This window comes from Arcticibacterium sp. GJ41-1, from assembly GCF_055808875.1.
Genome location: NZ_CM147888.1, coordinates 490,536 through 511,294, shown reverse-complemented (window position 1 = coordinate 511,294; position 20,759 = coordinate 490,536). Strand labels below are relative to the sequence as shown.

Below are 20,759 nucleotides of genomic sequence, written 5' to 3'. Positions count from 1 at the left end.
TAAAAAATACAGAGAACACTTTTAAAACAATGACATATTTAGCTCCCTTTTATAGCTTACTCCTCATTTTTTTAGCAACAGATGTTCAAGGACAGTCATTTTCAAAGAGCAAAGGAGATAGCACCACAGTACTCCAAATTCTAAAACAAGCTAAGGCGGTCAAAGCCGATAGAGATTCTGCATTTACACTTAGTAAAAAAGCTTTAGCTATGGCTGAAGCCATCAACTTTGAGAGAGGTGTAGCACTCTCAAAAGCTAAAATGGTTGGTTATTTCCATGCTAAGTCAGACTATACAAATGCCGTTTCTTACAGCTTAGAAGTTATAAATTCTTTCGAAAAACTAGGCTTTATAGAAAGAGCATTACTGGAACAACTAACCCTCTCTACCATTTATAAAAATATGGGTGGAGGAAGAGGTACGGTAGACTATCTAAACAAGGCTCTTGACTTAGCAAAAGATGCAGAAGAAAAAGCCGAAAAGTTAAATTTTACTATAGTCAGTATTGAAAGTCTCAATAATCAAGGGATAATCTTGCGAGACCTTAGCTATACTTTGGACAAGCCACAATATATGGATTCGGCTCTAGTAAAATACGAACAAGCACTAGAGCTTTTAAGAACCCTTAAAGATGAAGAGCCTCAAATAGAGCAAATGCTTTATAATAACATGAGCCAAGTATATATTGAACGGCAAAAGGATTATAAAAAAGCTGCTGAGGTACTGAAAAAAGCGGTAGCTATCAACTTTAGAATAAACAACCAGAATAATCTAACGTATAATTATGGCAACCTGTCAAATCTATATTTAGAGCAAAAAGACTATAAAAAAGCAAAAGAATATGCTTTAAAAATGCTTGCAATAGCTCAAAAATCAAAAAGACCTCACCGAGCTCTAAATGCCTATGGCCAATTGAAAAATATCAGTGAAGCTACGCTGCAGTTCGATTCCGCCTATTTCTACTCCGAAAAAGTATTAACACTCAATGACTCACTCACAAACATTACAAAATCAAAGCAAATAGCTGATTTCCAAACCAAATATGAGACCGTAAAAAAAGATGCGGAGATTAATGTGTTAAACCGTGAAGCGGAATTAGCTCGGCTTAGAACTTGGGTCTTTATTGGTAGCTTAGTCTTATTAAGTTTTCTGGCTCTACTCCTTTACAATAGGTACTTGCTCAAAAAGAAAACCTCTGAAGAGCTTAGTACAAAGAATATTGAAATTGAGAATAAAAACAAGACTATCCAGTCGGCCTTAACAGAAAAAGAAACCTTACTTAGAGAGATACACCACCGCGTTAAAAACAACCTTCAAATTATTTCTAGTCTATTAAATATCCAGTCTAGCAATATTGACGACCCTTCTGTGCTTTCTTCTATTCAGGAAGGCCAAAGCAGAGTGCAGGCTATGAGTTTGATTCATCAAAATTTATATCAAAGCGAGCATATAAACGATGTGGATATTGAAAACTATTTGAAAGAATTGGTGAATTACCTGTCCGACATGTTTACTGGAGGGAATCAGAAAATAGAAGTGGAAGTAAGTGCAAAAGACATTCAGTTTGATATTGACACCGCTATTCCTTTAGGCCTAATCGTAAATGAGCTCGTGTCTAATGCCTATAAATATGCTTTTGATAAAAGAGATAGCGGTAAAATAAAAATTGGTATTAAAGCTGTTAATAAAATAGACTACGAACTCCACGTAGATGATGATGGAGAAGGCTTGCCAAAAGATTTTGACCCAGCCAAGAGTAAGTCACTCGGACTAAAATTAGTCAAAATTTTAAGTAAACAGCTTCGCGGAAAGTTTTCTTCAGGTAGTGATAATGGGGCTAATTTTACCGTATTTTTTAAAGATATTAGAGCTTATCAAAGTCAGCGATAAATATAAAAGATGATAAAGATTTTACTTGTAGAAGATGAGGGAATTATTGCAGCAGACATGGAAAATATGCTGGAGGCAATGGGTTATGATCTTATGGAAACGGCCATGGATTATGAAGAAGCCTTAGAACGATTAGAAGAAGGAACTCCTGATTTAATTCTATTAGATGTAAACTTGGGTGGTAAAAAGGACGGGATTGACCTCGCTGAGGTTATTAACGAACGATTTAGCGTTCCTTTTATCTTTACCACCTCCTATTCTGATGGGCCCACCATTCAAAGAGCCAATGCTGTAAACCCAACAAACTACCTGGTAAAACCTTTTAAGAAAGAACAACTTTTCACGGCCATAGAGCTAGCCTTATTAAAAATAGCAGGAGAAAAAAAACTAGAATCTGAAAAGCCAGAAACAGAAGGCCTTGTAATTAAAGACGCCCTTTTTATAAAGGAAAAATATAGATACACAAAACTCCCCGTGAGTGACATTCTTTGGCTGAAAGCAGAAGGGAATTATATAGAAATACATTTGGCAGAAAAAAAGGAACTCATAAGAATGAGCCTAAGCCATTTTCTAGAAAAAGTAAATAGGCCTAACTTCTTCCGTACACATAAGTCATATGCGGTCAACCTAGATTACATGACCAAGTTTGAGCCTACAATGGTCACCATTTTAGAGTCTGAAATCCCTATTACTAAGACTTATGCCGAAGAATTGGTCAAAAGAATAGAGGTCATGTGATATTGTTCATCACAAGTCCAGCCCGTTTCACACCTTGTGGGGGGCGTTTCAGCCCTTTAATTTGAACGACATGAATGATAAGGAGTATATTAAATTCTTAATCTAAGAAAGTGCCGGTTAATAAATATTAAAGGCTACTTGTAAAAGTATTCGCTGTTTGTTAGCCGTAAAAGGAAACTATAGAAATTGATTAAATCACAAGCATTCATATTTTGAAAATGAAAAGTCTTACTATGTGTCCCTTTAAGAAAGTTTTAGGATTAAGCATAATGCTAACGCTTCTAACGGTCTCTAACTCTTTTGCTGAAACCTATACCTATACTGCCAATAGCCCTAAAGCTGGCTGGGCAGGTGTTCAGCCAAAATGGACAGATGAAGCTCGCTGGGATACTTACCCAGGCACCACCATAAACTCTGGTGATCAGGTACTAATCTATGGTAGAATGATTATTGCCACCACCGTGGTAAATAATGGGTATATTATTATTAAAAATAGGCATGAATGGTGTATTCCAGCTGTCGGCTGTTTTTTTTACGAGAAGGGAGATGTTACCGTCCATGATTACGCTCTTCAAAGTCTAGGAGCTGGCTCTGTTATAAATAATGGGAATTTCATAGTTGAAAATACAGGAAGACTAAATTTATATGGAGGGACCTTCCATAATAACGCCAGTCTGGCCAATGATGGGACCATGAGTTCAGATTATCTTCCGGGGGGAAATGGAACTTTGAATGTCAATTCTGGAGCTACTGTAACCAATTCTGGGAGTTTCTATAATTTTGGAGGTGATATTGTAATCAGTTCCGGCGGACACTTTAACAATTTAGGGCACCTCGGCAGCGTAGCCCCCTCATTGGCTGTAGGCACTATTAATTTAAATCAAGGCGGAACACTCTCTTGGAAACCTTCTAACTCAGGGTTTCCTGATGCAGCATTTACCTGGAATGGCGGGAACTTTGTGGTTAGTGCAGGAGGGGTCACTTCAGTTGGAACACCCTTGACTATTCCAAATAATGGTATACTTACTGTAAATGGCACCTTTTCTTATAATAGCACGCTAACCAACAACGGTAACATAATATTAAATGGCAACTTGGCGATGAATAGCCCGACAGCTAATTACCCGACAGGAAATCTAACTTGGAACAGCGGAGGTACGGTAACAGTAAGCTCCATTACCGAAAATGAAATTACTACGCCGGTTAGCATTCCGGCTGGAGGTACTTTAATCTCTACTGGGGTACTTAAACTTAGCGGCCTTGTAAGCAATTCTGGAACTTTAGTGGCATCTAATGGCGGAAGCCTTACCATAGGGCATGCTTATAACTTTGAAACCGGAGAAGAAAGCATTTTAAGTGGAGGTACATTTAACATAGGGGCTACCGAAAACCTAAATCTTAATTCAGCACTTACCATCTCCGCCAATGGTATTTTGAATATTTATGGTAAACTAAATTTAAACCCAGGAGGATCCATTGTAAATAATGGCTCTTTAGTTCTAAAGCCGGGTGGCGAGTATCTTTTAAACTACCCCAACGCTGTTTTCCCTTCAGGTACGGTAGACTGGCAAGACGGAGGTGCCATTGGTCTTGGAGTTAATGGCACCGCATTGGTTGAAGATTTTAACTTCCCAATTTTTAGGACTGTTTCAGCAGGGAAGGTTTTTGTTAATCACGGTACTTTTAGTTCTAATGTCTCAGATTTGTTCTTTTTAGTGGAGGGTCAATTTGATAATTACGGCACCAGCACCTTTTCACAATCTTTAAGCATTATCGGAACATGTAATAATCATGGAACATTAACCGCTAATGGTTTTTTGGGTATTGATTTTTCAGGTCGTTTTAATCAGAATGCTGGTACTCTAAATCTGAACAAAGAAGTTTCTTATGACCTAGAAATGTATCGCTTTAAATGGAATGGTGGTAATATTAATATCTCGGCCATTTCAAGTGCTGATTTTTATCAATCTCCAACACCAGAGAATGGAACGTTAACCAACAATGGACGAGTAGATGTTCCGCCATTCTTTGAAATTATTAACAATGCCGACATCGTAAATAATGGTTACATGAGATTTGGGGAAAATGATTTTATAAATAACGGCACTATAACTAACAATGATACTCTTATAGTACCTTCATTAGGTTTTTTATATAACCATGATATTATCAACAATAATACGAATGGCAAACTCATAAACGAAGGTGACTTCTGGAATTACCAAACTTTAACGAATACCGGAAATTTCAAAAATAAAAGCTTCTTCAAGAATAAAAGCACCTTTACCAATTCAGGTACCTTTAACCATGAATCTGGAAATTTTGTAGTCGCTACACAGCCTAACATCCTACTCCCAGGTGGAACTTTTAATTGGGGGGGGATTGTGACTTTGGATACTTCCACTAACTTAACTTTAACCTCCTCATTTACGGTATCTGAATCCAAAAGACTTATTAATATTGGGTCCATCATTGTGAATAGTGGCGGGAACATAATTGGTTTAGCCAATTCAGAAATTAATAATTATGGATTACTTCAATTAAATGGTACAGGGGGCATCACATCGTCTTCAGGAGAGTTTATTTTAAATACTGGAGGTGTTTTTGAATTAAATAATTCCAATCCCTCCACATTGGGAAGTCTAACCTGGGTTGCTGGTGATATGGCAGTAGGTACTTCAGCAGATTTAACGATTAGTGAACCTCTTACGATTCCAGCTGGAAGCAATCTAAACGTAAACGGCATTTTAAGGGTGGGCCAGGTTGGTTTTTCAGGAGGCATTACTAATAACGGAACTTTCGTTTTAAATGCTTCAGGTAGTATTTATTTTAATACTGGTTCTGACCTCGGCCAAATGACATGGAACAGTGGTGGGAAGATTATAGTAAACCCAGCTGTTGGCTTTTCTATCAATAATGCATTAACCATTCCGAATGGAGGATTTTTTGAGAATTATGGAAATGTTCAAATAAGTACTGGGTCAAACCTAAATTTGGCACCTGGCTCCATATTTAACATTTATGACGGTGCCAGTATGAATATATACACCGATATCATTAATAATGGGGCTATTAATGTAAAATCTGGAGGGGAATATAGACTGAGCTTTGATACCACTTTACCCGTACCATCTGCTAATTTTAATTGGGAAGTAGGCGGAACATTAGCCTCAGGTGGAGGTGCTTACCTATCATTAGCAAACCCATACACCGTACCTACAGGTAGAATTCTAAAAATGGATGGTGGCGTTTTTTCTGTAAATAAGAAGCTAACCAACGATGGAATTATCAATTTAACCGGTAACCTAAACATCACAGATACCTTAGAGCAAAACAAAGATTTAAACTTTGGCTTATTAGGTGAAATTAGGCTCCAATCAACCGGAGTATTAGTGCTTAATGATACTATCTCTTACGCCGTTACCGACACCATTCATAATGATGGAGGTTTAGTCAAAATTAATCAGGGCGGGGCATTGATTGGTGATGGCGTGGTAAAATTAAAAGGAGGACTTCCGGCCAATGAAAATGGCAGGTTATGCCTTAATCAAACCATTCCAGATTTTGACTTAACAAAGATAGTCTGGAACGACGGCAGCAGTATCATCATAGGAGAAAACAGTACCTACGATTGGCCAAACGGTTTCACTATACCTTCCAATAAGAAGTTTCAGATAGATGGTTTAATGACCATCAAGACAGATAGTACCCTTGAAAATAACGGCTATCTAACCGTGAATGGGACATTAGACGATAATGGTACCCTAAACAATAATGTAGGAAGTACTTTTATAAATAATGGCCTAAGTAATATCAATGGAATTTTCCTAAATAATGGAATCATGGAAAACACCAGCACTTTAAATTTGAACGCCACAGGTAGTTTGACTTTGAATACAGGAAATATCACATTGGATGGAAGTTTTAATTGGCTTAACGGTGGTGATTTAACCATTGGGCCTAATGCCAATATGTATTTGGCAAATACCCTTACTATTCCAGCTGCAGCTACTTTAAATGTAGATGGTTTGCTTCAAATCAACCCTAACGGAGATGTAGCTAATAACGGTACGCTGTCTTTAAATGCTACGGGTGATTTTGTCATAAGAGACACTACAAACTTCATTACCAGTGCCAATTTCGTTTGGAATACCGGAGCCGACGTTACCATAAGAGATGGAGGACTGGTAAGCCTATCACAACCTTTTACCATTCCTACTGCTGATAGTTTAATTATAGAAGGAGGTACTTTAGAATTAAACCCTGGGGCTGTGGTGACAAACAATGGCACCTTAGACTTAAACGCTCATGGAAATATCATCTTAAACGAAAGCCCAGACTTTCTGGTCAATGGAAATTTCAACTGGAATTCACAGGGTATAGTTACACTTAGCAGTGGGATAACATTTAATGTCACTACGCCGCTTAACATTGGTTATTCTGCCGTTTTGGTTAATAATGGTAAAATTGTAATTCCGAGTGGAAGTAGTATCAATAACGGAGGTACGATCACCAATAATGATTCTTTAATTAATAACGGAACAGTAGTCAATACTCAGAGTAACAATAGCTTCATTTATAATAATGGTGCATTTGTTAATAACGGCGTTATTAACAACGACAAATGGTTTCATAACGAGGGACATTTGGTACTAAATACTCCTGGTAATACACTCTCAGCACTAAACCTATCATCCAATACTTCTGGAATTCTGATTATAGGGCAGAATGGAATCCTCGATATATCAGAAAATGTAGAATCTTCAATTGTTCGTGATTTATGGGTAGAGGGTATTCTGAATATCAATGACGGAGCTTCTTATACGGGGCTTTTTGAACTAAAAGATGGCGGTAAAATTAAATTGAATACTTATGCTAGCTATAAATCAGGAGATGGATTTAAACCTGTAGCACTAGTCCCTTATTTATTAAATGATTTTGATTGGAATACCAACTCTACCCTAGAAGTATCAGCATTGGGTGAACTTACCTTATTTGACACCTTAAAAATCCCGACGAATGGTAAATTTATTGTCAATGGAATCCTTAACATTGAACGCATCTCCGTTGATGTAGGTTATGTTGGTTTTTTCAAAAATGAAGGTATTTTAGAATTAAATAGTGGTGGTAATTTCAACTTTAAAAGTCCTACCGCGATTTTTCCTGAAGGCAATTTTCAGTGGAATGGTGGCGGAGTGACTGTTTCACAATTTACTGCTTTGTCATTAGAAAGTCCTTTAACTATACCAGCTGGCAGAACCTTAACCAACAGCGGAACGCTAAATATTAATGCCAATGGTTACCTTAACACGGTTGGCTCGGTGACCAATTCTGGAACACTCCATGTTAATAGCGGCGGAGTGCTAGATCATTTTGGTACTTTCACTAATTCAGGGGCTATAAATATCAACGCGAGTGGAGAGCTAACCGAAATAGGTACACTGACCAATACCGGAACTTTCGATTTAAATACCGACGGCGAATATCGAATAAAAAAGTCAGTGGCTAGCTTACCAGCCGGCACTTTTAATTGGAATGCAGGAAGGTTAACCTTAGATACGGCCAGCATTTTTGATTTGACTAATCCTTTACTGATCCCAACGGGTGGAACACTGGGCATAGAAAAAAGTGCAGTTTTGAATATCAAAGCAGGAGGTATTTTGACAGAGCAAGGAACACTAGAAATTAACGAAGCGGCTTTAAACCTTAATACTACTGGGCAATTGGTTTTGGATAAAACAAATGCCGCTATTCCTGGAACTGGATTTGCATGGAATGCAGGAACAATAAAAATTGGTACAAATGGCTCTTTGGGCTTAGCAAACGCCTTAAATATTCCAGCCACGGGTATTTTTGAAGTCAATGGACTGCTAGAAATAGACAATGGAGGGTCTGTGAATAACTTAGGTATTTTCAACCTGAATAATGGAGGAAATCTTGATTTCAATACCCCTACGGCCTCACTACCAACTGGTACTTTCAATTGGCTTTCTGGTGGTGACATTAAAGTAAATGCTGGCAGTACTTTTAGCCTTATAAATGCTCTAGAAATACCTACCAGCAGCACTTTGATAAATAATGGAACCTTTAATATCAATAACCTGGGCGTTCTTTCTAGTACTGGGGCATACACTAGTACGGGTGTAACCAACCTTAACTCCGGAGGAAAGTACCTCATCACAGGTGCTTTAACTTCCGTACCAAACACTAATTTCAACTGGAACACCGGCGGTATTTTTGAAATAACCAGTACGGGGTCATTGACTTTGGGTGACTCTCTCAGCATTCCTTATCAGAGACAGTTGGTTAACAAAGGGCAGCTTAACATCAACCAAAACGGCGTTTTGACCCAGATGGGAGCTATTGACAATCAAGGGACTTTTGACCTAAATGATATGGGCTATTTGATTCTTAAAACTTCGCCTTTAGACCTTACTCCTACTTCCGTTACTTACCCAAATGGTAGTTTTAATTGGAATAATGGTGGCGTTATAAAAATTGATTCTTTTACGGTTTTTGATAACGCAGCTCCATTTACGGTAGTGGCAAACAGAGAATTTATTATCTGTGGTACTTTTAATAATACCAGCACACTAGATATCAACGGTAAAATTAGCTTAGCCGGTAATCTGACTAATACCGATGCTATCAACTTGAAACTTGGCGGGGAATTGAATTTCTTAACACCGGCAGTTACTTTCCCAGCCGGAAACTTTGACTGGCAGGAGGGCGGAGATATAAACATTAGCTCACAAAGTACCTTAACACTCGCCAGTTCACTTACTGTCCCAGAATTTAGCAGCCTAAAAAATGAAGGAACCTTGACCATTAATAGTAGTGGTGTTTTGGTACTCAATGGTGATATTTCAGGAAACGGCACCTTAAACTTGAATTCGGCAGGCAAATTCCTTGTGAATTCTACGGTAAACCCATTGCTCACTTTAATGAACTGGAACCCGGGGGGAGAAATTGAAATAGGAGCTACGGGTACTATGGAGATAGAGGAGCCTTTTGTGATACCATTTGGTGGAATTTTCACCAACAAAGGCACAGTAAATATTGGCGACGGGTCTATCGTCAGTACAGCTAAATTAACACAATCGGGCACTTTTGATAATTTGCTTGGCAATCTAATTTTGCAACCCTATGGAACATTAGAATACAAAACGGCCGCTTCAGACCCCGGCCCAAGCACATTCAACTATCCTGCTGGCACCTTTGATTGGCAATCGGCAGGCATAGTAAAAATAGCAGCCAACACCGTATTCGATAATCAAAGCCCATTTGATGTCCAAGTAAGCAGAGAGCTTATCGTAGATGGGACTTTTGAAAACAATAGCATCTTAGCAATCAATGGTACTTTAACTGCTAATGGAGATCTAACAAACGGAGCTACAGGGGTTTTAAACCTAAATAATGGAGGTAATCTTGTGATCTATAAAGAAGGTTTTACAAAACCCGAAAATACTTTTAACTGGGCTAGTGGTGGTACTTTTACCATAGGTGACACAGGGAGTATGGATGTTACTACTGCTTTGGGAATTCCTACTGGTGGTATTCTAAATATTGAAGGGGCTATAAGCCTTAAGGGTGCTGGAATTATCAATAATTTGGGGACTATGGAGCTCCCTTTTGGTGGAAAGTTATTTCTAGATTATAATAATGCTCCAATGCCCACCGGTAATTTCAATTGGAACGGTAATGTTATTTTTGCCGAAAATAGAACCTTTAATATTTCGGAAAACTATGTAGTGCCAAGCTCTGGAAATTTAAAAAACGAGGGAATAGTTTTTATTAATCCAGAAAGTAGTTTGATGATTGATGGTTTATTTTTCAATGACAGTCTTTTGACAAATAATGGAACAATGGCAATTAGTAGTTTTGGGTATTTTGCTAACTACGTCTCCCTGACAAATAATGACACTTTAGTAAATGCTGGAACCATCGAAAACTATGCTCCATTGACTAATTCAGTAAATGGTATCATCATTAATCATTCTGATTTTTATAATTATGATACCCTATATAATCACGGAGGTTTAAGTGGAAACAACGGTACTATTTTTACCGATACCGAACTACTTTTTGAAAACACGGCAACTGCCCATGTTTCCCCTGGGAATGAAAGTACCTCAGGGAAAATTTCTATAACAGGAGATTTTGATTTGGGTAGTGCCACATATAAAGCTGATGTAGATGGCGTTTTAGGGGCTGAAGATCTATTAGAAATTAGAGATAAGGTAACGCTTACCAACAGCGTGCTGGATATAAACTTATTACAAAACCCAGCTGGGTCACAAGTGGATACACTGATGGTTTTTGGAACTAAAACTGGTGAATTTGGCACGGTTAATTTTCCGGTGGTTTCTGGATTTCAGTTTGCCCTAAATTATTTACCAAATGCAGTTACTTTAATAAGTACCTCTGATTGCGTAGCAAATCAAGCGGTGAACACCACCATTACGGACACCCAATCTTTATCTTCTGGGCAAGGCATTACAGGAAGTTCGATTATCACCATAACTGCCAGAGTCACCTTTTCTGCAGGGGCCACGGTAATCCTTGAGCCGGGCTTTGAAGCCAAAGGTGGTTCTGTATTTTTGGCGGATATTGGGGGGTGTCAGTAAGCGAAAACGTAGCAGAACTTAGACAGTCTATTAAACACTAAAGTTGGTGGATGTATGGAACCAATGAAATCTTGGCTACTTATTTTCATCACAACTCCAGCCCGTTTCACACCAACTCCACGGCGTTTCAGCCCATTTTTTTTGCAACCTACCAAGCTTGGACTAAGTTTATATCACCAAGCTTTATAGCCATGAACTCTCCTAAAATATTAAAAGAGATTGCTAATGAAACTTCTATACTTTTCATAAAAGCAGAGCAGAATTATTCCGTTTTCCATCTGGAAAACGGAAACCAGCTTACTTCAGCCTACACACTTAAGCACTACGAAAAACACCTACACAACAATAATTTCATTCGTTTAAGCCGGTCGATTCTGGTTAAAAGGAGTTTTGTGAAAGAAATAGATAAACAAACAAACTCCTCGTATGCAGTTTTAAAAAACGGCAGTAAAATTCTGATTTCAAGAAGAAGGTTACGGAATGTGATTAAAAAAGGCTTTTAAATTAAAACTAACCTTTAATGAAACCTATAACTACTATTTTAAAATGCTTACCAGAACTCTTAAAAGAATTCCGCCTATAAGGACTACTTTAAAAAATATCTTATTGGCAATCTGTATGCTTTGGCTCTCTTTAATTCAAGTGAATGCTACAGATTTTATAGCCCGTCCACCTCTTTTCCCTGGAACTGATGGAGTTCCTGTACAAATCGGAGAGTTTCAATGGTCTAATCCCTTATGCTGGTTACCATACTCACCTGGGAATACCATTGAAGAAGGCGATAGGGTCCTTCTTAATGAGGCAGGTTTTAAAATCACCAACTCTGTATTAATTAAAGGGAGGCTGGTCATACAACCGCCCACAATTGTGGAAGGTGTAACTATTAATTCTCCCCTATTAATTGTGGAAGAATACGGCTCTTTAAACATTGGTGCCACAGGAGTACTTAATAACCAATCAAGGCTTATTCTCAACGGATTGATGACAAACTATGGAGACGTTTTTAACTCTAAAACTTTCACCATTTCAGCTACAGGGCTTTTTGATAATTACAAAAACCTATACAATGATGTCAACGACTTTAGTGTAGCAGGTACACTTAACAATAATGAAGGCGGCCTTATTCAAAATCAATATAGTGGAAACATTCAAGGCACGGGGACGGTCACTTTGAGAGCTACTTCTAACTTCAACTATTTTTCAAACCAAAGCCAAATTCCCGCAAATAACTTTAACTGGTTGGGAGGTACCATTTCTGTTTATGAAGGCAGAACCTTAGGAATAAGTAGTGCCCTATCTGTACCTGCGGGAGGTCTCTTAAATTTAGATGGTGGAACCTTAAACATCAACTCAGGTGGTAAACTTACTGTAGAGAATACAGCATTAATAGTCACAGAGGGCTTTTCAGCCACACATGGCAAGGTCAACATTAATGCCTACGGAAACCTAATTTTCAATGGGACTTTCCTTTATGACCCAGTTGATTATAATTGGCAAAGTGACGCTATAATTACGATAACTAATGTAGTAAAGGTGCCTGGAATAAATGTGCCTCTTGGGGCTATTTTAGAGATTGCACCAACGGGAGTCTTACATTTAACTGCAGGAAGAAAGCTCATCTTAAACTATGCCAATGGCTTAGACAATAAAGGCAGAATCAACCTAAGTAGCACAGGTAGCCTTACATTTAACGGACCCGCTCACAGCTTACCTAATGGGATTTTCGACTGGTCTTCTGAAGGTATCGTTATTGTTTCTCCTGGTGCTACCTTATACTTGGGTGCCAACGACACCATTCCAGCTAACGCCAGTATGACTAACTATGGTAAAATAGAACTGGGAACCACTGATTTGGTGGTAAAGGGAAAGCTGCTCAACTTTGAATTAAGCAGTCCAAGTGTTTCCACGGGGGGTATTTATAATACTTCTATCAGAGTTGCCGATGGGGGAAATGCCGAATTCAACTCTTACACCACACCCGGCCTAGTACCATTTATTGAAAACCTAAAAATAGAGTCAGGCGGCACGGTAGAAACGGAAGTTAGAAGTAACTATGTTTTGCAAAGCAAGCTTGAAATACCTGATGGAGCTAGTTTTATAAACAACGGAATATTGAACATTCCTGTAACGGACACTTTGTCTGTTGCTGCAGGAGGAGCTTTTGAAAACCAGGGAACTACCAATAATGATGGCGTGGTAGAAAACGCAGGAGACTTAACCAATAGGCTAGCTTTCTGGAACAATAAAACCTTTAACAACACGGGTATTCTTTATGATTTCGGCAGTTTTGTCAATGTAGGAACACTTAATAACCCAGGCAGAATAGGCATGTTTGGGACTTTTGAAGACCGTGGAGTTTTTAATAATATCAACGAAATTAATCTTTATAGAACCTTTTTAATGGGTACTTCAAATGTGCTTGAAAACGGAAATTTTCTTTATGCACCAGGTTCAAAGCTTTTTGTAATGTACCCCCTTACTTTAAACGAAAGTTTTGATGTACCCAATTCAGCAGAATTAAGAGTCAACAGTAAACTAACCATTAACAGCGGTGTTATCTTAAAAAACTATGGAGATTTTAACTTAGGAAGCACTGGTATTTGTGAAATAAAAAGTGGCGGAGGCCTAGTGGCTTTAAGTAGCACCACAGCTTTACCAGATTCCGCCCATTTAGAATCAGGGAGCTATGTGACTATTAATGAGCCAGCATTAGTATCTAGAGCTGCACCCTGGGTAATTCCTAATGGCGTTACGCTCACCATTAATGGCTATTTAAGTGCTAGCAACCTTACCAATCACGGCATAGTAAATATAGTAGGTAAATTATCTTCTTCTAATCTCACCAACGAGGCCGACGGGCTAGTAACCTTATATGGAGAGAGCGAATTAACCTCTTCTCTAAAGGTAACTAACAAAGGGAAACTTGACGTTTACGGAACGCTAAGCAGTAATGTTTTAGACAATTATGGCAAAATACGTGGAAGTGGAACGCTATTGGGTGTTTTTCTAAACTATGAAAATAGCGAAATAGCTCCTGGCCCTAGCCTAGGAAGTCGCCTAAATTTCACTACCAAAAAATACAGTTCAGGAAATGACTATCCTTTTGAAATGGGTCTAGCAACTTATAACTGTGAAATAGGAGCCTTTGCAGACCACATCGTGACCACGGGAAATGCAAAAATTGAAAATGCAAAATTGAATCTCTCATTTCCTGAAATCCCAGCTGCTGGGCAGTATTTAATTATGGGATATAATGGCCATACAGGGGAGTTTGCAAACGTAACTATACCTTTCTCTTTTTGTGTCGACGTGGTTTTACAATATGAGGACAACGCCTTATACGCTTTAGTTACCACAAAGAAAGACACAGCCTATGTCAATAAATCAGCTACCCCAGGAAGTGCATCAGGGCGAGACTGGGAAAATGCTTTTCTAGATTTACAGCCTGCTCTAGAAATAGGATGCCCAGTAAATGTCTGGGTAGCAGAAGGAATATATACCCCAAGCAAAAGCCCTTATGGCGAAGAAAACCCAGCAGACCCAAGAGATAAAACCTTCTACCTACATGATGGCCTAAAAATTTTCGGAGGGTTTACAGGCAACGAGACAGACATTTTTTCAAGAGACTGGAATCTACATCCAACTATTTTAAGTGGTGATTTTAACAATGACGATAATGTAACCGGCGAGCTATACAACTTACGAATGAACAATAACGAAGAGAATGCCTATCACGTAGTACTCTCTGTCAATGATGACTTTTTCACCACCTTAGATGGTGTAAAAGTTAAAGGAGGGAATGCCAACGGAAGCGGAAGAATCATAGTAGAAGGTCAAGATATACACCAATCAAATGGTGGCGGCTTAGTCACGGCGTCTTCCAGTGTAGTAAGCAGAAATACCACTTATGAGAACAATGCTGCTTCAAATAGTGGTGGAGGAGTTTATTTATATGCTGGAGTACCTACGCTAGATGGTGTTAATATGATTAAAAACTACTCAGGCGTTCAAGGCGGTGGCTTAACTATTGAAATAAGCTATGCTACTGTTTATAATTGTGTTTTTTACGGAAACAGGTCACTTACTTATGGCGGTGGTATATATACCAATTTTACTCCTACCACCCTTTATAATACCCTTTTCATAGAAAACGCTTCTACCAAAGGCGGGGCTATTTATAATTATCAAGGAGACCCTAATTATGTTAACTCTACCATTACTAAAAACTATGCTGCCATAAACGGAGCTATTATTCATAGCAATGGAGGCAAATTCTCTAACTCCATATGCTATGATAATCAGGGTTTTGGTATCTACCAGATGTTGGGTTCTATGAAGGTAGATTATTCAAATATTGAGGGAGGAAGAGCCGGAATAGCCAATGTTGACGTGGCCCCTTATTTCAAAAGTGATGATTATAATGGCCCAGATAACATTTTTGGTACAGCGGATGATGGCTTACAGCTGAAATACTGCTCACCATTAATAGATATAGGAACCAATGAATTTACCACCAGCCTTGATTTGTCAAATGCGGAACGTGTGGTAGCCGACAAGTCTGACATTGGAGCCTATGAAAATCAGGACAAGAAAACGTTGATTGTTGAAGAGCTAGTACCCAGCAGCACCACAAAACTGGCAAGATATATAGAAGGTGAAAGTTTCATAAATGCACCCTCAACGGTAGAATACAAAGCGGTACATGCTGTTCTTCTAAATCCGGGTTTTGAAACGCAAAACAATGTTGTTTTTCAGGCTAAAATTGGCTCTGAATGTGAAAATTAAAAGCTGTTACGCTTAACTAAAAAACTTTCTTTTAATTCGATTGTAAGGTTCACTTACAATCAGATTTTTTTATTTCAACCGCTCCTTTAAAAGCGTCACCAACCTCAAATTATCACAATTTGGCTATTTGAATCAGAAGGCAGGTAATTCAATAAGTATTGTACTCCTTTAAAGTCGGTTGTCGGGTTATTTGTTGAGAAAAATTGAATAAAGGCCCTATATTGAAGCAAGGAACTAGAATAAAATCTTAATTCTTTATATTTAAAATCTGAATAGGTTTTCACTAAAGCCATATTGGTTTCGACATTTAAATAATGGGTTTAAGAATTTTATTCTTTCTTTTTCTATTCAATACTTGTCTTGCACAAACTGTGGTTTCTGTTTCTGATCATCAAACCGATCTGCTTAAGACTAGTTTTAAGTTTTTTGAGGAATCTGAGGAGCATACATTACAAACCATTCAAAAGGCAAACTTTACTCCTTTAACGGATAGTTTAGTAAACGAGCCTTATAAAATTGCATGGGTTAAATTTTCTTTAATTAACTCTGGTAATGTTAAAGTATCAAAGAAACTCAGGCTATTTGATGGCTGGTGCGAAAGAGTGGACATTTATCAGCAATCCATAAACGATACCCTTTCTTGGAAACACTCGATGGCTGGCTACATGCTCCCGCAAGATTCTTTAGATGGGGAGCACAATCAACCTTTAGTGTTCTGCCCACCTTATCTCACCACTATCGAATTAGATGCAGGTGAAACCCAGTATTATTATATCAGATATCGAAAAGCTTATCGTCCTTTTTTGGAGTTAAACCTTAGCCTTATTTCAGAGTCTGATGCTTTCGCAAAACAAATAACAGAAGCGAAAGGTTTCTGGACCACAGCTGCGTTTATGGGTATGATTGCCCTATTGTCTTTCTTTAATTTGCTCTACTTTTTTATTCTTAAAGACAATGCCTACCTCTTTTATTCGCTTTTTGGTTTTTCCATGATTTTTGGAGCAACGGTTATGGATAATTACAATCTTTTCTTTTACCAACTTTTTTTTCAAAACTATTCTACTATTCAGCCTTGGGTTTATCTTCTCTCGGGTTCTTTAAGTGTAATTTTTTACGCCCAGTTTTCTAGAACATACTTAAACACCAAAGAGCGTTTCCCTTTTTTAGAAAAATTATTGGTTTTTGTAATGGTTTTCGGCACCACCACCACCACTTTAATATCTATAAATTTCATATCATCCGGCAGACAATTTCATCCCTATATACCATTTTCTGGATTTATGATGTTGGTTGGTATTACTTATCTGGTCCAATTTGTTTCTGTAATACCTAAAAAAGAACCCTCAGATATGTTTATTTTAGGTGGAATTGGCTTGTTGCTTCTTTGTATTTTACCCTCCCAATTAAGAGCATTTATATTCCCTAATGAGTATTATTTCAAAGCCCCTATTTTAGGAACTTTGAGCTTGCTTCAATTGGGGACTATTCTTGAAATGGTGCTATTTGCATTAGGTTTAGGTTATAGAACTAGACAGCTAAAAAGAGATAAAACGCAACTGGAATCTTTGGACAAACTGAAGTCTAAATTCTTTACGGACATTTCTCATGAGTTTCGTACTCCATTGATGCTAATAATGGGGCCTATTCAACAATTGCGAAAAAAACTAAATACCCCTGAAGAATTTCAATTGGCAGATATTGCTGAAAAACATTCAGACAAACTGTTAGAAATGGTAAATCAAATTCTTGATTTATCAAAAATTGAATCTGATAAAATGGAGTTGAAATTGAGTCAGATAGATCTTATTATGCTCTGTAAAAGTCTTTTTTACAGTTTTGAATCTATAGCCTTGTCTAAGAAAATAAAACTTCGATTCCATAGCAATTTAGAAGAGCTTTTGATGGATTTAGATCAAGAAAAAATAGAAATCATTTTGAGCAATCTAATTTCCAATGCCATAAAATATTCCGATGAAGGAGGGGAAATAAAACTCAATATTGAAAGAGAAAAAAAACAAGCCAAACTGATTTTATCGGATTCAGGTGTAGGTATTGATAAAAGTGACATCGATAAAATATTTGACCGATTTTATCAAAAAGGCGACAATAGTAACAGTTTTGGGATTGGCTTAGCTCTTACGAAGGAAATTGTCCAGCTCCATAAGGGCGAAATTAGCGTAAAATCAAAAAAAGGAGTTGGCAGCACATTTTCTTTTACACTACCTATTACTATTAATAGTGTTAAAGGCTCTCTGACTCAAACTGCTATTCAAAAACCCACTGACATTTTACCCAATGAAATAACCTCAAGTTTAAAAGAAGAATTACAGATTTTAATCGTAGAGGATAATCCCGAAGTTAGACGTTTTCTGCATTTACAGCTGGCACAGAACTATGGGGTTTCGGAAGCTGAGAATGGGATTGCAGGAATTAAAGTGGCCAGAAAAACTTTGCCAGACATAATTATTTCGGATGTTAAGATGCCAGGGATGGATGGATACTCATTAACCCAAACATTAAAAACAGATATTCTTACAAGCCATATTCCAATAATTCTACTAACCGCCAAGGCAGAACAATCCGACAAAAATGAAGGATTATCAGCCGGGGCAGATGCTTATTTAACAAAGCCAGTCGATTTCCACGAACTTGAACTAAGAATACAAAATTTAATTAAGCTCAGAAAAGAAATGAAAGCCCGTTTTGCGGGAAATATTCAAATTAAGCCATCTGAAATATCAACAAACTCCATAGACAATGAATTTATGGAAAAACTGATGGGCATCATTGAAAGAAATATGAGCAATGAAAACTTCTCAGTAGAAGAATTAAGTGGAGAAGTTAGTTTAAGTAGTAGGCAATTGAACAGAAAACTAATTTCTCTGATTAATCAAACGCCTATTGAACTTATTAAATCTGTAAGATTAAACAGAGCAGCAGATTTGCTTTCCCAAAATGGAGGTTCTGTCTCAGACATTGCATTCCAAACGGGCTTCCGATCTGCCACTTATTTTAGTTCAAGCTTCAAAAAACACTTTGGCGAATCGCCGAAAAAGTATAAAAACTAGCTCAATCAACTTTCTTGTCCGATATTCAAACGTATGTGTCTGATTTTCTAACTTTTCATAAACAGAACAATGAGAGATTTACGCATACAAAATCTCAATCCAAAAATGAAATCAAATTTTACCTTCAAACTGATTTACTTGGTCTTTTTTTTAATGTCCAGTATTAATTCTTTTGCTTTTGCTGTAAGTTGCGAAGCAAAAAACCTTGGGCCTCGTATTTCTGGAACATCAAACAGAATTTACAAGAACCCAAAAAGCCAAAGCGATGACTTTAACCTTACAAATGTCAAGGGCAAAGTGGCATTGATTCTGGAGCAAACAGCAAAAAAGAATATTAAAAATGGAAGGACAGGTAGCAATACACCAATGATTCTTACAGCTATCGAAATGGATGCCATTTCGTCCCCACGAAGTTCTTGGCTGACCTTACTTGACAATGAAAGTTCCGTTAGCATGGACATTGGAATTGCAGATTTGAACAACGCCCAATCTTGGACCTTGCCCACCGATATATTAGATAAATTTGAATCTTATTACAATGAAGACTTTATACCTGTGGCCGAAGTGCCAGAAGACTTACAATTTGATGAAGCAAACAAAGTTGTCAAATCTGAATACAAAGATAGCGGCGGTAACACTATTGAAGTTTATGACCACTATGTTATTGATATTGATGCAGTGGAATATATTGGGGTTAGTTATTACTACTACCTAGATGAAGATGAAGATGTGTTCGATGCTACAGACTATAAATTTAGTGATGTACCGATGCAGCTAAATGATCAATACACATACCAGGTTCAAGAAGATGAAACTGAATTTAGAAATTTAAGATATATCGAAATTACTAAAACAATTGATGCATTTGGTACGCTCAATACTCCCTATGGGGCGTTCGATTGTCTACGTACAACCTTCTACACAAATCGGTACACCAGACCAGATATTAATAGCCCTTATGTGAATGATTTGTCTTCGCAGGCTGTTGGATTCATGACAGATAAAGGGCATTCTTTTCTTGCCAATTCTGCTAGGAGACTAAGTGGCATTACAACACTTGATAATATAGAATTTCGAGTAGTGGCCCCCACCGGCATCTTGCAGGATCAAAGTGAAGTGCAAATCAATAACGACGGCGATGGTGTATTGATAAGCAACACGGGCGTTTATATAGATGTATTGACTAAAACGGCCGACGCCAATGCGATTCTGGACATTGAAAGTGATGATAAGGGAATCATGATACCTAGGCTTGAAATGGCAAATAGACCAAGCTCTCCAAATCAAGGTCTCCTAATTTATCAAGTAGATAATACCCCTGGCTTTTACTATTACGATGGCTCTGCCTGGACACGCCTAGATAATACGACAACTGCTCCTTCTGCTAGAAAAGCGAATTCTTTACAAACTTCTGACATTGGAGCAAGAACTTATAAAAAAGGCTTTGGCAAATTAGAAAAGGGTTCTGCCTTTATATCATTAAAATCCAAGGCTGGGGTTTCTCCAGAAGACTTGTTGATACAGTTACAAGCTGAAGGAGAATGTAATGGCCTTTATATCTCGAGAAAAACAGCTGAAGGTTTCGAAGTCAAAGAGTTAAATAATGGAAAATCGAATAGTGAATTCAGCTGGAGTCTAAATCAAAACTAATT

The 20,759-nt window shown here is 37.8% G+C and carries 7 protein-coding genes; all 7 read left to right on the top strand.

The window, feature by feature from the left end; genetic code table 11:
* Positions 1-29 precede the first annotated feature (29 nt).
* A complete protein-coding gene (locus AC0L6O_RS02130; RefSeq protein ID WP_473305951.1) occupies positions 30-1,889 on the top strand; it encodes a sensor histidine kinase in 1,860 nt (619 codons plus the stop codon).
* Between the two features lie 9 nt (positions 1,890-1,898).
* Positions 1,899-2,627 (top strand): LytR/AlgR family response regulator transcription factor, encoded by a 729-nt coding sequence (locus AC0L6O_RS02125; protein ID WP_473305949.1) that lies wholly within the window; start codon positions 1,899-1,901, stop codon positions 2,625-2,627.
* Between the two features lie 218 nt (positions 2,628-2,845).
* Positions 2,846-11,254 (top strand): 3-coathanger stack domain-containing protein, encoded by an 8,409-nt coding sequence (locus tag AC0L6O_RS02120; RefSeq protein ID WP_473305948.1) that lies wholly within the window; start codon positions 2,846-2,848, stop codon positions 11,252-11,254.
* Positions 11,255-11,304: 50 nt separating this feature from the next.
* The gene (locus AC0L6O_RS02115) at positions 11,305-11,757 is read left to right on the top strand and encodes a LytR/AlgR family response regulator transcription factor (protein WP_473305947.1); all 453 of its coding nucleotides are present in this window, start codon (positions 11,305-11,307) and stop codon (positions 11,755-11,757) included.
* Positions 11,758-11,800: 43 nt separating this feature from the next.
* A complete protein-coding gene (locus AC0L6O_RS02110) occupies positions 11,801-16,039 on the top strand; it encodes a 3-coathanger stack domain-containing protein (protein ID WP_473305946.1) in 4,239 nt (1,412 codons plus the stop codon).
* Between the two features lie 314 nt (positions 16,040-16,353).
* Entirely contained in the window at positions 16,354-19,107 is a 2,754-nt protein-coding gene (locus tag AC0L6O_RS02105; RefSeq protein WP_473305945.1) for an ATP-binding protein, read from the top strand.
* A gap of 105 nt (positions 19,108-19,212) precedes the next feature.
* Positions 19,213-20,757: a hypothetical protein gene (locus AC0L6O_RS02100; protein ID WP_473305944.1), complete on the top strand. Its 1,545-nt coding sequence runs from the start codon at positions 19,213-19,215 to the stop codon at positions 20,755-20,757.
* Positions 20,758-20,759: the final 2 nt, after the last annotated feature.

Bases quoted from the DNA above. Each gene is read 5' to 3' on its own strand.
- AC0L6O_RS02130 (WP_473305951.1), top strand. From the start codon at position 30: ATGACATATTTAGCTCCCTTTTATAGCTTACTCCTCATTTTTTTAGCA.
- AC0L6O_RS02125 (WP_473305949.1), top strand. From the start codon at position 1,899: ATGATAAAGATTTTACTTGTAGAAGATGAGGGAATTATTGCAGCAGAC.
- AC0L6O_RS02120 (WP_473305948.1), top strand. From the start codon at position 2,846: ATGAAAAGTCTTACTATGTGTCCCTTTAAGAAAGTTTTAGGATTAAGC.
- AC0L6O_RS02115 (WP_473305947.1), top strand. From the start codon at position 11,305: ATGTATGGAACCAATGAAATCTTGGCTACTTATTTTCATCACAACTCC.
- AC0L6O_RS02110 (WP_473305946.1), top strand. From the start codon at position 11,801: ATGCTTACCAGAACTCTTAAAAGAATTCCGCCTATAAGGACTACTTTA.
- AC0L6O_RS02105 (WP_473305945.1), top strand. From the start codon at position 16,354: ATGGGTTTAAGAATTTTATTCTTTCTTTTTCTATTCAATACTTGTCTT.
- AC0L6O_RS02100 (WP_473305944.1), top strand. From the start codon at position 19,213: ATGAAATCAAATTTTACCTTCAAACTGATTTACTTGGTCTTTTTTTTA.